The sequence below is a fragment of the Sphingobacterium sp. UBA1897 genome, from assembly GCF_002337775.1.
Classification (GTDB): Bacteria; Bacteroidota; Bacteroidia; order Sphingobacteriales; family Sphingobacteriaceae; genus Sphingobacterium; species Sphingobacterium siyangense.
In genome coordinates this window covers 51,626-66,342 of the sequence record NZ_DDGR01000036.1, presented here as the reverse complement: position 1 = coordinate 66,342, position 14,717 = coordinate 51,626, and the positions used below count along the sequence as shown (strand labels likewise).

General features: G+C 39.3%; 11 protein-coding genes, 1 tRNA gene and 1 pseudogene. 4 read left to right on the top strand and 9 right to left on the bottom strand.

Features of this window, described 5'->3' with window-relative positions; translation table 11 throughout:
• Positions 1-184, top strand: a pseudogene (locus B4N43_RS23580) ((Fe-S)-binding protein); the annotation flags it as partial.
• A 244-nt stretch (positions 185-428) separates the two neighbouring features.
• Here B4N43_RS23580 and B4N43_RS23575 read toward each other — a convergent pair.
• Entirely contained in the window at positions 429-773 is a 345-nt protein-coding gene (locus tag B4N43_RS23575) for a hypothetical protein (RefSeq protein ID WP_286736598.1), read from the bottom strand.
• A gap of 198 nt (positions 774-971) precedes the next feature.
• Positions 972-1,562 carry a TIGR00730 family Rossman fold protein gene (locus B4N43_RS23570; RefSeq protein ID WP_075991760.1) on the bottom strand — a complete coding sequence of 197 codons (591 nt, stop codon included), beginning with the start codon at positions 1,560-1,562 and terminating at the stop codon, positions 972-974.
• A 284-nt stretch (positions 1,563-1,846) separates the two neighbouring features.
• Here B4N43_RS23570 and B4N43_RS23565 point away from each other — a divergent pair, with 284 nt between their 5' ends.
• Positions 1,847-4,210, top strand: coding sequence for a glycoside hydrolase family 127 protein (locus tag B4N43_RS23565; RefSeq protein WP_286736595.1), 2,364 nt, complete (start codon positions 1,847-1,849; stop codon positions 4,208-4,210).
• A 102-nt stretch (positions 4,211-4,312) separates the two neighbouring features.
• Here B4N43_RS23565 and B4N43_RS23560 read toward each other — a convergent pair whose 3' ends face one another.
• The gene (locus tag B4N43_RS23560; RefSeq protein WP_286736594.1) at positions 4,313-6,298 is read right to left on the bottom strand and encodes a glycoside hydrolase family 97 protein; all 1,986 of its coding nucleotides are present in this window, start codon (positions 6,296-6,298) and stop codon (positions 4,313-4,315) included.
• A 269-nt stretch (positions 6,299-6,567) separates the two neighbouring features.
• On the opposite strand from B4N43_RS23560, the gene B4N43_RS23555 reads away from it, so the two are divergent.
• Positions 6,568-7,236, top strand: coding sequence for a DinB family protein (locus B4N43_RS23555; protein WP_157698411.1), 669 nt, complete (start codon positions 6,568-6,570; stop codon positions 7,234-7,236).
• A gap of 4 nt (positions 7,237-7,240) precedes the next feature.
• Positions 7,241-7,693 (top strand): SRPBCC family protein, encoded by a 453-nt coding sequence (locus B4N43_RS23550; protein ID WP_286736593.1) that lies wholly within the window; start codon positions 7,241-7,243, stop codon positions 7,691-7,693.
• Between the two features lie 173 nt (positions 7,694-7,866).
• On the opposite strand, the gene B4N43_RS23545 is transcribed toward B4N43_RS23550, so the two are convergent.
• The 6 genes from B4N43_RS23545 to B4N43_RS23520 all read right to left on the bottom strand — a co-directional run bounded on the left by B4N43_RS23545 (position 7,867) and on the right by B4N43_RS23520 (position 14,710).
• A complete protein-coding gene (locus tag B4N43_RS23545; RefSeq protein ID WP_286736592.1) occupies positions 7,867-8,895 on the bottom strand; it encodes a hypothetical protein in 1,029 nt (342 codons plus the stop codon).
• Positions 8,896-9,114: 219 nt separating this feature from the next.
• Complete coding sequence (locus tag B4N43_RS23540; RefSeq protein ID WP_286736590.1) at positions 9,115-9,417, bottom strand: hypothetical protein; 303 nt, start codon at positions 9,415-9,417, stop codon at positions 9,115-9,117.
• Positions 9,418-10,094: 677 nt separating this feature from the next.
• Positions 10,095-10,178: transfer RNA gene (locus tag B4N43_RS23535), tRNA-Leu, on the bottom strand.
• A gap of 74 nt (positions 10,179-10,252) precedes the next feature.
• The gene (locus B4N43_RS23530) at positions 10,253-11,131 is read right to left on the bottom strand and encodes an exopolyphosphatase (RefSeq protein WP_120334907.1); all 879 of its coding nucleotides are present in this window, start codon (positions 11,129-11,131) and stop codon (positions 10,253-10,255) included.
• Positions 11,132-11,515: 384 nt separating this feature from the next.
• Positions 11,516-12,058 carry a hypothetical protein gene (locus B4N43_RS23525; protein ID WP_070570475.1) on the bottom strand — a complete coding sequence of 181 codons (543 nt, stop codon included), beginning with the start codon at positions 12,056-12,058 and terminating at the stop codon, positions 11,516-11,518.
• Positions 12,059-12,133: 75 nt separating this feature from the next.
• Complete coding sequence (locus tag B4N43_RS23520; RefSeq protein WP_115047821.1) at positions 12,134-14,710, bottom strand: phosphoenolpyruvate carboxylase; 2,577 nt, start codon at positions 14,708-14,710, stop codon at positions 12,134-12,136.
• Positions 14,711-14,717 lie beyond the last annotated feature (7 nt).

Sequence of the window (14,717 nt, the reverse complement as noted above, 5' to 3'; positions counted from 1 at the left end):
CGGAGCAAAAGACATTAACATCGAACGTATCGAAGAAGTCATCGATGCAAAGCCACACGTTGTCGCTGCCGCATGTCCTTTCTGTATGACGATGTTAAAAGATGGCGTAAAAATAAAAGAAAAAGAATCAGAGATTGAGGTGTTGGACATTGCGGAAATCACTGTCCGAGCAAATCGATTGTAAATTACATTAATCACGAAATAAAAGAGGCCCGATCATACGATCGGGCCTTTTGTGTAGGGAGAAGAATATCTCCTGTCCACGCTTAAATTAGGGGAATCCCAAAGCCGGTTAAAATATAAGGGATTCACCCCGAATCGAAGATCAGCGCTGTATTTATGCTGATCAAACAACTCTAACATCTAGCCATAACAAAGGTATCACCTCTAGTTCGATTGATTGTTGTTCATTTCTTCTAAAATGTTGTTCAAAAATTAACCATTGAAAAAAAAAGATATTTAGGCCCTTTTCCCAGTGGACGCATATCAACACCATTACGCTGCGCGCTGATATAGCCTCCACGGGAATAGATATCTGGAGATATACCATTATGCCGTTTCTCCCGAAATGTACCACTGCAGTTTCGGGTAGCACTTTCATTGAGGTTGAGTACCACCTGATCCCTAAAAATCTCGCTGTTCACCACTTGAATATGCTGTGGTATATTTAACAATGAGGCTTCTAGCCGCAATGCTTCCGACAGTTGTTTCGGATTATATCTTTTGTAATACTTCGAACTAATTTCGACTTCGTCAATTCTGAACGATTTCATAGTATCCTGAGATACTGTTTGAGCAATAAGCCCAAACAGAGAAACGATAAAAATACAGGCTAAAAAAACCGAGATTGTAACATATGGAGGAATAAGAAATTCTGTTACAAATCTCTAAATCGAAATTAAAAAGCGATAAGAATGCTATTAGTCAGAAATAAGAGCAGGATTAAGATGATATAAAAATTTACCGAAGCCCTAAATTTCATCCTTCTCAATCCATTTTGGAACCAGTGGTGCTTCATACTGTTGCATTTTCTCGATCAGCTCTTCAATCGTATCAGCGACCAATAACATTGCTCTATTTTCCTGCTTAAGAAGCCCTTCTTCGACCATGTGATCAATAAATTGAATTAGATGATTATAAAATCCATTGATGTTTAATAAACCAACTGGCTTTTTATGTAAACCCAATTGAGCCCATGTAATCATTTCAAAAAGTTCTTCCAATGTACCAAAACCGCCCGGCAGTGCAATAACCCCTTCGGCGTAATCGCTCATAATTCGTTTACGATCATGCATGGTATCTACAGTAATCAGTTTTGTTACACCCCTATGCTCTCTTTCTTTCGAATTCAAAAAATCGGGAATCACACCTATTACTTCACCTCCGTGCGCAAGAGCTCCATTCGCAACAGCCCCCATTAGGCCAACCCTTCCACCACCATAAACCAAACGGATACCGTATTCAGCCAAAACCTTTCCCACATAGGAGGCTTGCTCTTCATACACGGCCGAATTCCCTAAACTGGAAGCACAAAAAATAACAATACTATTAATTTTATTCATATACAAGTATAGCTAAAAATAAACGGATCAGCTCTTTTTTATTGCGATCTTATCAGCAGGCCAGGATTTTACCTTCCTAAACACAAAATAAGCAAAACTCTAATTATCAAACAAATACAACTTAAAACTATTCATCCTTTTTCTCTTGTATAAATAAATGTAAAAAAAACACTTAAAATAAATAACACATTTAATATCTTTGATTTACCGGTCTTTTTATACATAACGGCTAACCAGACAAGCTCATCAGATCTTGTTAATAACAAATGATAATTTCAGTCCATATGATCTTCAAAAACAAATTTTTGCACAGTGCTCTCTTAAGCTTATTTTGTCTGGCGCTATCTGCTCAAACAACTCCTCAATTAAATTATTTCGATTTAAGAGAGGTAAGGTTGTTACCTGGAGTTTTTAAACATGCTGAAGACTTGGATATCACTTATTTATTGGAAATGGATCCGGACCGATTGTTGGCTCCATTTTTACGCGAAGCCAATTTACCGCTTAAAAAAGACTCTTATACCAATTGGGAAAATACAGGACTAGATGGCCATATCGGAGGTCATTATCTATCTGCGCTGGCTCATATGTATGCCGCTACAGGAGATCTTCGCATCAAGGAACGCCTGGATTACATGCTGGTCAACTTGAAACGTTGTCAGGAAGCAAATGGAAACGGATACATTGGCGGGGTGCCTGGGGGTAAAATTAGTTGGACAGAGATTCAACAAGGCCGGATCAACGCCGGTAGCTTTAACTTGAATGGAAAATGGGTACCGCTATATAATATACACAAAACCTATGCTGGCCTGCGAGATGCCTACTTGTTGACAGGCAATGAATCTGCGAAAGACATGCTTATTCAGATGACTGATTGGGCGCTTAAGTTGGTTGGTCAACTTTCCGAAGCTCAAATACAGGAGATGTTACGAAGTGAACACGGTGGACTGAACGAAACCTTTGCTGATGTCGCTGCAATTACCCAAAACCCAACTTATCTCGAGCTGGCTCGTAAATTTAGTCATCAATCCATACTTGAGCCCTTATTAGCGCATCAAGATCATTTAACAGGATTGCACGCAAATACACAAATTCCAAAAGTTCTCGGTTTTAAACGCATCGCTGACCTTTCCCACAACGAAAAATGGGCTGAGGCTGTTCGGTACTTTTGGGACAATGTCGTTGAGCAACGCTCGATTGCTATTGGTGGAAATAGTGTGAGTGAGCATTTTAACCCTACGGACGATTTTTCAAAGATGTTATATAGCATTGAGGGACCTGAAACCTGCAATACGTACAATATGTTACGGCTCACAAAAATGCTCTACCAAACTGATCCGCAAGGAAAATACCTCGATTTTTATGAACGTGCTCTTTACAACCACATCTTATCGACACAACATCCCGTACATGGTGGATTAGTTTATTTCACACAAATCCGTCCGGGGCATTATCGCGTTTATTCACAAACACAGACAAGTATGTGGTGCTGCGTTGGATCAGGGATGGAAAACCACGCCAAATATGGTGAAATGATCTATGCACAACGCAACAATGACTTGTTCGTCAATTTGTTTATTCCTTCACGCTTGGACTGGAAAGAGAAAAACATGGAAGTTATTCAAGAAACGAACTTTCCGAAAGAAGCCAATACAAGCATCCGAATCAACCCCAAAAAACCGACTTCATTCAGCTTGTTTATTCGTAAACCCAACTGGCTGACAGCAGCTCCGCATGTATTGATCAATGGAAAGCCTTACCATAATTTCAGTTCAACGAATGATCATATCCAAATCAAGCGTACATGGCGAAAGGGGGATATCGTCAGTCTTGAATTGCCTATGGGGATACATACTGAGCAGTTGCCTGATAAAAGCAATTATTATAGTATTTTATATGGACCTCTTGTTTTGGGTGCCCGTACTGGACAGGAAGATCTTTTGGGACTTCAGGCCGATGACAGCCGAATGGGGCACATTGCATCGGGAAAACAAATCCCTTTACGTGATCTCCCAATTCTTAAAGCTGAACCGAACAATATTCCGGCACTTGTAAAACCAATAGCATCAAAGCCCCTACACTTTACGCTCTCAGATCTTTATTTGGGAAAAAAAGGTATTCAAATGGAACTAGAACCCTTTTTCGGTATTCATGATTCCCGTTATATGATCTATTGGCCTCAAGCAACAGAAAAGGAACTACAGGCGTTACAGGAGAAAATGAACAGTGATGAAATAGAAAGCTTGGCGCTAGCTGCCAAAACAGTCGATAAGGTCGTCGCTGGAGAGCAACAACCGGAATCAGATCACTTTTTTCGCGAGCAAAATAGCTATGCTGGGGCATTCGGCGATACACGTTGGCGCGATACAAAAGACTGGTTTAGTTATGTAATGAAAGTAACGCCCGAGACCCAACTGATAGCAATCAAATTGTTGGCAGACAACTCATCAAGGGTAACGGAGGTTATGGTCGATGGTAAAACCATCAGCACACTGGAAGAGAAGGATGAGAAGTCAACAATTAAAACAATACGTATACAGCTTCCCAATGATGGTACAGGGAAAACCAAAATAGAACTAAAAATTAAGGCCGGGGCAGGATCTACAAGTCACAAGATCCTAGAAATCCGGACTCTTCGTCCTGACTAATGGAAACTTTGAGAAAGTTTCCATTAGTCAGGAGTGATTCACTTAGTTTTGATTAACTGAGTAAATCAAGAACGATTCAGTTCGTCAGAAGAGCGCTGTTATTTATTTTCCGATTAAAACAACTGCGCCATCCGGTTGCAATGTCAATTTGATGGTCTTTGTTTTGGAAAGTCGAATTTGTTTCTGTTTTGATTCCCGGGCGATGTTATCGTCGATAAGCTGTACCGCATCCGTACTCAACATGGGCAAATTCACCGATACTGTCTTTTCTTTGCCCTCGGCATTTATACCCGCTATATACCATGTATCACTCTTTCTCCGGGCAAGTATGACATATTTACCTGGATAACCATCAATAAAAATTGTTTCATCCCAGGTTGTAGGTACCTGTTTCATAAAATCAATCACATGGGCTGGCATTTCCTGTAAATTATTGGGTGTCAACCCAAAATTTTGCACTGGAGTCTGAAATAAAATCGCAGTTGCCAATTGAAATGTTTCTGTCGTTTTGCGAATAGTACCACCGTTATTCTCACGGTTATGACGTTTGTTCAACAAAACCGGACCAAAATCCATTGCCGCCACGGCGTTGCGAATAAATGGGTGTAAAGTCGCATTAAAGGCCTCCGTATCATTTGCATGTTGTGTAAAAATCAAGTTTTCGGAGGCCAATACAGCTTCACTACCCACGAAATTCGGATACATACGCTCCCAACCCCGCGGTAAAGTACATCCATGAAATATAACTGTTAATCCATAATCATTTGCATCCGAAAGAATATCTTCGTAAAGCTTAAGTGTTTCCTGTTTATCACCTCCAAAAAAATCAACTTTGATTCCTTTAATGCCCACACGCTGCATCCATTGCATCTCGGCTTTACGTGCGATCGAAGTATTCATTTTATTTTTTGGTGTTTGCGGTGCGTCGTTCCAGAATCCATTCGAATTGTACCACAGGCAAATACCTACGCCGCGCTCCTTTCCATAAGCCACCAATTGTTCAATTTTTTTGTGGCCGATCTTTGTATCCCACCAATTGTCGATCAATACAAATTCATAACCCATTGAAGCTGACAGATCGATAAACTTCTTTTGGTCTTCAAAATTAATACTACCATCCTGCCATTCCAGCCAACTCCACGTCGCCCGTCCGAATTCGTATTTCTTTGACGCCGGATATTGTGGCTCAACAACATCAAAAGGAATGGTCGTCTCCGCAATGGGTTTTAGATTGCTCCCGATAGTCAGTGTGCGCCAAGGTGTATAACCGGGTAATGAAATTGTGGGAGCTGCACGTCCAATGCCATTGTTCTCCCCTTCTTCCGGGAAAGCAATACTATAAAGACCGTCCTTGGTACCTTCGCTTAACTTGGATGCACAATAAGCACTTGATACACCCGTTTCCGAAACAAGTACCCATCCACGATCTCCAACATGAAAGAGCGCAGGAAAAGTATATCCAACACCATACTTCGAAGGTACCCCTAAGGCCTGATCTGCCTGATACTCCTCTTCATAACTTGGTTTTGTTTTCATCCAGCCTATCATCGGGGAAGCTTGGGCTGTTAAAAATGTTGTTGTAATAAGTGGAAATTTAAAGCCACTCTCCTCCTTTATTAATGCAAAATTGGCCGGCTCGCCTACCTGAGGCACATAATATCGGAAGGCAATATTGTTGTTGCTAACACGGAAAGTAACCTCAATCTGTTGCTTTGAAGCATTCTCCAACAAATAACGCAATTCATTCGCTTTATACGCTACCTGACTGCGTTTGATTTTTGACTCGTTATAATTGGTCGAAATTTCAGCTCTTTTTTCTGCTATTGGATGCAAATTATCACTTAAATTTATCGTCTTGCTTTGGAGCCCAAGCGGAGAAGCTTCCAACATCGTTTTCCCTTCCAGTTCAACCTTATAAAATAGATTGCCGTTTTTTATATCCAACTTAACGATCAAAGTTCCATCAGGACTAGATACCGATGTCTGCTGTGCTACAGCAATTGTGCCCAATAAAGACACGATACATACCAAAACATAAGGTTTTAATGGTAAACGTCTAAAATAGCGCGTATAATTGTGATTTAACATAGATTAACTCAAATAGTAGGTTAGTTATTCTGTTAAAGATAAGGTTTTATTTTAATAAATGTATAAAAAACACTTATTATACAATACGACACTTATCCAGCACTTGATGCCACTATCTAAGGAGTTATGACCTTCTTCTTAGGGAGCCTGCCCTCCCGCCTTTTCTTGCCTTATGGAAAGATATAGAAAACAAAAATGTGTTATAATTGTAAAGAAGTAGTGACATTTATTTTTACGATTTTAACACGTATTAAACTATGAATCTAATTATGAACATGATAGCAATTGCAAGTATAGCAACTGCTTCCTTAGCTCCATTGTCAGCCAAATCACGATTATTGTTCGAGCAAAAGAACCAAAACATTGCGCTGATATTAAAAAAACAGGCCTTAAAACGTAATTATGTGGGAACCGACTCGCTATTACAATACTTTAACCAAACAACTGCAGAACTTGAAAAGCAGGTTGCGGGTTTAAGCGAAGCGCAGCTCCAATTTAAACCAGCGCCTGACAAATGGTCTATCAGTCAATGCCTTGAACATATTATTCGTTCAGAACGAATGATATTTGACATGGCAAAAAAAGGTCTGGATCAAGATCCACAACCTGAAAGGCGGAAAGAGATCAAGATGACCGACGACAATCTCAAGAATGCACTCACAGACAGGAGTCACAAATATCAGGCACCCAAGGAACTCCAACCAGAAGGCATTTATAAAAATGTGAAAACGGCACTCGCTGATTTCAATGCCGCGCGTAAGCCAGTACTTGATTATATCAAAAAAGCTGATGCGGAAGATCTTAGAAATCATGTCAGCGACTCCCCAACCGGTCCAATTGATGGTTACCAAGCCCTAATGTTTATTGCCGCACATTGTGCACGTCATACCAAACAAATCGCTGAAATAAAAGCCGATCCCAATTTTCCAAAACAATAGAAAGATGAAGAAATTGACCTATCAAATTAAGATTGATGCTCCTGTCTCACGAGTTTTTAAAACAATGCTCGATAAAGAAACGTACAAACAATGGACCAGTGCCTTCGATCCGAGCTCTGATTTTGAAGGCGTTTGGGAAAAGGGACAAAGAATTCATTTTACCGGCGTCAATGAAAATGGTGAAAAAGGCGGAATGGTAGCAGAGATTGCTGAATATATTCCAAATTCATATGTATCTATTCGCCACCTTGGCATCTTAGATAAGGGACAGGAAATTTTATCCGGACCAACAGTTGAAGATTGGGCAGGAGCATTAGAAAACTATTCTTTTTCAGCCACCGAGGGACAAACATTATTGAAAGTAGATGTTGATACAAACGACGAATACATCGATTACTTTAATGAAGCTTGGCCAGATGCTTTGCAACTTTTAAAAGACTTGAGTGAAACTAAATAAGTTAAATTAGGCGCTTAATGATCAAGCGCTCACTAGACTGATCAAAAACACATATTGACTCAATAAAAAGGGAGATCTAAATCCCCCTTTTTATGTTTTTGCTTTATGCATTTAAGCAAATGCTAAGAAAGTCAACTTCTTTAAAATATGCCCTTTATATCTTTAGCATTAGTTTACTTTTCCTTTTTTTTGACGTGAATATCAAAAATATTGTAATACTTTAAGGTACTATAGTCTTTCAGGCTCATGAAGTCATAAGTAAGTGGATAATTAAAGATATTTTCCGTCTGACTCACATAAAGGAGCATATCGCGGAGTGCTGTCCCAATAGCCTGAGCTCCTTTTGGATATTGAATAAAACTGTTCTTCCCGCCACCACGATAGTAGATCAACAAATTACTACAATCCAGGACTTTGGTATCTATGTCATCCAGAGCTTTCTTTTCCAATATTTTGTCTATCGCTGTATTGAGCCTTGCCCGTGTTGAATCAGTTTCTCCCATCAGAATCATATGAGTACCATAAGTCACCGAAGCAAGCACATAAGGAGAATAGCCGGCTTTGGTTAAAACCGCAACCTCCGATTCGGGGTAAGCGTCAAAATATTCCGTGTGATCAATATAAATGGTAAGCTTATTGACATTGCCTATCCGAAGCATACTATTGGGTTTACTGATCGTCGTTGAATCTGCATGTCTCACAAGGGATAGGGCGTTCTTTACATCCTTCGAATTACCAAGAAATCCCTGTATTTCGGCGTAATCTTCAAAAGTGCTGGAGGAGAAATTCATGCTGCTCGCCTGTTTCGATTTTTCGAACTTATTGGCATAAGCAAGGCCATCTTTATAACTAGGCACAAAGAAGCCCAAATCTATGGATGCGTCGTTATAAGACAAAAAATGGAATTTAACTTTTTTTGCTTTTGCTTCCAGGCTTTCTAGTCGCGGACCATCCAGGGTATCTTTGAGGCTCCAAAGTCCACCCAGAAAAACCTTTTCATCAATATAGTCATCAGCGAACAGTTTATTCATCTGAAACTCTACTTTTCGAATTTCATACTTATCTGGCGGAACAGTGGGCTCATTTTTGGTGGTATCTGTAGGTACCACCTCTGGGGGCTCTACCTTTGGCTCGATGGGATCTTTTGTACAACTTAGCCATATCAGTGAGCTAAGAAGAAGTAAAAAATTTCTAGTGTGCATATTGAAGTTCTTCGGTTTCAAATTCCGTTATCATTAAAAACAGGGACCACTCGTACTTTTTTATCCGATAAATTAAATATAATAATCGAAGATAACGTTTTTTTTCATCAGTCCAAAACAAAAAAGCGGGGTTTTAACCCCGCTTAGATTTAATCTTTTGTAACACCGTGAAAATGCAGAAGCCTCTCAGCTGATTGAAATCAAGAGCGATCGACTGCATTAAACACCCCAAAAAGCTCTACACGCTTTGAAGAACGATCCACAACCGCCACTCGTATAAGTGTCTGAAGTATGTGTACCAACCAATTGTGCCGTATCATAGTCATAAAAACTCAATACAAAAACACAATGCGTTAATTGGCCTTTGCTTTCTTTGACCTCTTCGGTGACTTTCACGAGGGTGTTCGTTTTAGGAAGGCGGTAAGTCGTCGTTTTAACATTGACATTTTCTTTCGGAGCCTTTTCTGTTGTCTTTGCAGAAGCCACTGTAGATAGCAGCGCAACCGCCATCAAACTCATCATTAATTTTTTCATTGTTTCTATTTTTTTGTTAAACCATAACATGCTTTTGAAGCAGGTCTTTATTTTATGGAAGTAAAAATAGAAACGCATTTAACTAATTTTACGGTGATTTATTATTTGTTATAGGCCCCTTCATTATTCGTGGTTGTTAGTCTATTATTCGCAATACAACTGTTTGTACTGTATAGGTTAATCATGACAGAAAGTCTTATTTTTATACATTGTATGTCTCTAGCATTATTTGTATTTTTAGGGATCTGATTCAAAATAAACTACAGTTCAGCGGCCCAATTATTACAGCATCGGACAAATTCGTTAACAATGCCCAAATATACTAGCGCAAATGGGGTTAAAAAATTAGAATAGCGAACCGTAAACATTGCTTTTTATAAGAAAATGGAAAATAATCGAGAAAGCAGAAAGCATTTACCTGTGGTGGTAATGGCGCTAACTGGTTTCCCGGAAAACCTATCTATACAAGATAAACACCAAGAGTAAATTATAGAATACCTTCTTATAAGACTAGGTCCATAAACTTCGAACCGGCCCCGGTGTAAATTTTTATCCAAATAAACCAATAAGGCTTTATTATTATCAAATTTATCATATGCCTTGGATGTGAGCTATATTTTTGAGCATAAAAAAAGGAGACAACTATTAACTAGTGTCTCCTTAAGTGCCCAGGAGCAGATTCGAACTGCCACGCCCATGCGAGCGCCACCCCCTCAAGATGGTGCGTCTACCAATTTCGCCACCTGGGCTCATATTCACCTTTGGTATCACAAAAATAAAGATTTTTCGCTCTTTTACAAGTCTAAAATTGCTTTTTAAAGCATTATTTCACTAAATTCCTATTGATCAAGGTTCTAATTACACCGTCGACAAGTCCAACCCTTGGAACAATGATTTGTTTTAGACGGCCATACTTCATAATTGTCAGGAAAATTTCACTCGCAGGTATGATAACATCCGCACGATCTTCGTTTAACCCCAATAAAATTATGCGCTCTTTTAAAGAAAAGGAAGATAAATGTTCATATACCGCTTTTAATTTGGCATAGGACAATGGTTTATCCAGCTTCTCATTGGAGAGGCGTGCAAGCTTATTAATATTACCACCGGTACCGATCCCAACAACTTGCTTATACATATGCGTATTGCTACGTACCCATTCCCTCAATTCATCCCAGGTTTCTGCCTTATCCTGATTGTCTAAAATACGAATCGTACCCAAGTTGAAAGACTTAGAATTAACCAAAACACCATTAGCGAATAACGATAATTCAGTACTACCGCCACCCACATCAATGTACAGGTAAACTTTGTCCTTTTCCATCTTATTATCCCAATGGCTATTGTAAATAATCTCAGCCTCTTTTGCTCCTTCGATAATATCGATGTTTATACCATTTTTCTTAACCTCCGCAACAATGTCAGCCCCATTTCGTGCATCACGCATGGCCGACGTCGCACAGGCCATATAATCCTCCACGTGATAAACATCCATCAACTCCCGAAAAGCCTTCATCGTTTTGATCAAACTCTCGGCTTTTCTTGGTGAAATTTCCTGATGAATAAACGCATCATCTCCCAAACGGAGTGGAACACGTAACAGTGTATTTTTCTTAAAATTATATTGATCTTTCTGTCCTATAATGTCAGCTATCAAAAGACGGACTGCATTGGAGCCTATATCTATTGCGGCGTATCTCACTTTATATACGATTTCATTAAATTACGCTAAAATAAACACAGTTATTAAAAACTATGTTATATAAATGTTAAGTTATCATTAATTTAACAAATAACAAACGATTATCACAAGGAATTCTTGTGCACACAACAGCTGATATTGTCGTAAAACAACTAAAACTCCTGTTTTCTCAAAAATATGAACTCATTTCCTGGCAAAATTATCTCACTGACAATCAACTAACTCAGGATACAGGTAGCGTATCCTATCGAAATGCAGTACCTGGTACAATTCCATACAGAAAATCCATTATTGCCAGCATAAAACTCATAAAAAAAGGAATATTCATTTTAATGAATACTCCTTTCCTTCTATTTACCTTATTTCTTAGTGATGGTGTTTTTCTTAGTGATGGTGTTCTTCAACTTTACCACCAGCTAATTTATAGATCTCTTCCACTTTTTTCAAAGACTCCTCCGAAAGGTGAATAACATCCTTGTTTGTATTGTGTTCTTCATGAGACAATCTTGTATTAATCTCACCTTGTTTTTCAACCACTAGTGCTAAAAATGCTTTATCGTTGAATGCCGCTGTACTGTCCGAACCAATTGAAGCTGGAACTTGAAATGCAGGTACACCACGTTGCGCATCGCCAACATGCAATTCTTTTGCTAAATTGTCTAATTCTGGCAACACTGTTGCGTAAGCTTCTTTAATCTTTGCAGCTACATTTTTCACCTCTGCTGAGGTAGATTGTTTTGCAGCTACATCGGCAAGATTTACCAAGTAGTTTCCATTTTCGCCAACGAATTTAATCATTGCAAAGGCATCACCATCCGCTAAGGATGCATTAGAGTATTGACGCTGTCTATCTGCAGCTGTTTGACCACAAGATGCAAATAATGTACCCGCACAAGCCGCAACAATAAATAACTTATTAATCTTCATATCAATTTTGTTAACTATACAAAAGTAGATAAAATATATGTTCTCCGAAACCCTATCCGTGAAAAGAAAGAAAAATTACGCAACATTTCTTCCGGCATTCACCACGCCAAAGATTGTACGCGCTATTAACTTCGAATAATCTTCACGTTGTGCATCAGTCAGCTGATCCGAATTCAATGCACGAATCGCAAAATGCTGTATAACCAATAACGGTAATACAATTCCCTCGCGCGCTAAAATAGACTCACGATCCACAGGATAGTTCTCCATCAATTTTGAGGTTCCGCTCAATTTTAACAAATATTCTTTTGTTATCTGGTACTCGGCATATAAAGTTTTCCAAAAATCACCATAAATAGGATCATCTTTCATATATGCTGTAATATCAAAGTTTGACTTTGTCATCGACATCATACAGTTGTCGATCAATGTCTGGAAAAATCCCGATGAAACATATAATTGCTGTACGTCCTTCCAGAGGTTATTTTTTTCAGCCCATTGCAATGCTGTTCCGACACCATAAAATCCAGGAATATTTTGCTTCAACTGGCTCCATGAAGTTACAAAACTAATCGCCCGCAAATCTTCCAGTCGCAATTCACGGCCTGAGTTACGTTTTACAGGTCTACTTGAAATATTGATCGAGGATAACGCTTTCAATGGCGACATCGTCTCCAAATATGGTAAAAACAATTCATTCGTGCGTAGATCCATAAACTTATGGTGACTCAACTCAGCTAGCTTATCAATGATCTCCTGTTGATGCTTGGTTAAAGTATCGCCCACACGTTGTTTTAAATCTGAAATAATGCCGGCATGCAAAAGTTGCTCAATATTAAACCGCGCTGTATCTAAAGATCCGTACTGGCTACTGATTGTTTGTCCCTGAATCGTCAATTGAATATGATCGTTGGCAATCTCCTTACCCATAGATGCATAAAAACGTTGTGTTTTACCACCACCACGTGCTGGAGGTCCACCGCGGCCATCAAAAAACACCAAATCGACATCGTATTCGCGTGATATCGCCGTAAGTTCGATTTTTGCACGATAGATCGACCAGTTCGCCATCAGATATCCACCGTCTTTGGTACTATCAGAATAACCCAACATAATCGTCTGTTTGTTTCCTCTTCGTTTCAAATGTGCCTTATACTCCTTATTACTGTACAAGGTTTTCATCACGTCCGCTGCTCTCGTCAAGTCATCAACGGTCTCAAACAAGGGCACAAAATCGATCGTTAAAGCATCCTTCTTCCATCCAGACCACAAAAATAATTGACGCAGTCCCAAAATATCACTTGCTTGCTGGCAATTACTGATGATAAAGCGTTGTGCAGCTCGCTCAGAACCGGAACGTTGAATCTCCTTTAACAATTTTATCACGCCCGAAGTATCTTTCGTTAACGGATCCGCATCCTCTCCCACCGTTAAGTCAAGTTCTTTGAATTTTAATGCTTTTTGCTTATCATTTTCACTAAGCTCCAGATAATCCAATGGCATTCCAGTCTTTTCCTGGTTGTGCTGAATCAGATAATTGGTAGCCTCACGTAATATGCGGCTGTCTTGTCTGATATCCAATGTGGTAAAGAAACAACCAAAAGTCATCACTTTACGGAGTAGATCATCAACGATCTCTACAAAAAGCCCGTTGTGATATTCCTCCAAAACATTTTTGATTGCTTTTAGATTCGTGATGATATTATCGGTTTCGTCTGCAGGATGTTCGACCGGATTAAAACTATTTTCGTAGAACAATGTCTGCAGATTTTCCATATACTCCTCCACACCTCTAAATGTGATGCGTCGTCTAACGATACGGAAATCTCTATAGTAACATCTAAACAAAATAGTACGTAGCAATGCGGCAACTTTCTTGGTGCTATCAACACTTACGTTAGGATTCCCGTCTCGGTCACCCCCCGGCCAAAAACCAAGCTCAATCAATTGTTTTACCTCTTCGGTATCGACATCCAATTCATCATCAATGAACGACTGAATCTCCGATGCCACTTTATAAAACACGTTTTCCAAAAACCAAGCTAAGCTCGCAGCCTCGTCAACTGGAGTCGGTTTATTTTTATTGATGAAAGGCGTTTTCCCCAATTGCTGTAACAGCAGGTGAATACTATGAATATCGTTGGTCTTGATTGCATCGATCAGGTCGTTGATAATACCCAATACCGGTCCCGGATAAAATTGAGTAGGATGTGCAGTCAATACAAGACGTACAGAAAAATCCTTCAATTTCGACACAATCTTACGGCGCATATCTTCGCTACCTTCGGCGTTTTTAATTAATGCCCCTAAGACATTTTCATCATCGCCACGACCCACCATCTGAAATGACGAGTCTTCGATCGCATCAAATAAAACAACCTGACGCTCTATATATTGAACAAATCGAAATAACAAATCAATACGTTGCTCTTCCGAAGAAAATTCCTCATGCTGATCGAAGAAACTCTTTATGATCTCATCAGGAGTTAAATGCTGATCCACACCCTTTTCACATTGCTTTGCAAAAAATGGTAATAAAGTACCGGTATCTTTAACACGTTGAAATGGCAATGTTAAAAACAAACTTTTGAAAAGCTCAAAGCGTGTCAATACCTCGTCCTGAAAGACGGCTTCATTTTTACTTTGCTTCATATTTAAA

Coding starts and splice junctions, on each gene's coding strand:
- B4N43_RS23575 (WP_286736598.1), bottom strand. CDS start 773: ATGAAATCGTTCAGAATTGACGAAGTCGAAATTAGTTCGAAGTATTAC.
- B4N43_RS23570 (WP_075991760.1), bottom strand. CDS start 1,562: ATGAATAAAATTAATAGTATTGTTATTTTTTGTGCTTCCAGTTTAGGG.
- B4N43_RS23565 (WP_286736595.1), top strand. CDS start 1,847: ATGATCTTCAAAAACAAATTTTTGCACAGTGCTCTCTTAAGCTTATTT.
- B4N43_RS23560 (WP_286736594.1), bottom strand. CDS start 6,298: ATGTTAAATCACAATTATACGCGCTATTTTAGACGTTTACCATTAAAA.
- B4N43_RS23555 (WP_157698411.1), top strand. CDS start 6,568: ATGAACATGATAGCAATTGCAAGTATAGCAACTGCTTCCTTAGCTCCA.
- B4N43_RS23550 (WP_286736593.1), top strand. CDS start 7,241: ATGAAGAAATTGACCTATCAAATTAAGATTGATGCTCCTGTCTCACGA.
- B4N43_RS23545 (WP_286736592.1), bottom strand. CDS start 8,895: ATGCACACTAGAAATTTTTTACTTCTTCTTAGCTCACTGATATGGCTA.
- B4N43_RS23540 (WP_286736590.1), bottom strand. CDS start 9,417: ATGATGAGTTTGATGGCGGTTGCGCTGCTATCTACAGTGGCTTCTGCA.
- B4N43_RS23525 (WP_070570475.1), bottom strand. CDS start 12,058: ATGAAGATTAATAAGTTATTTATTGTTGCGGCTTGTGCGGGTACATTA.
- B4N43_RS23520 (WP_115047821.1), bottom strand. CDS start 14,710: ATGAAGCAAAGTAAAAATGAAGCCGTCTTTCAGGACGAGGTATTGACA.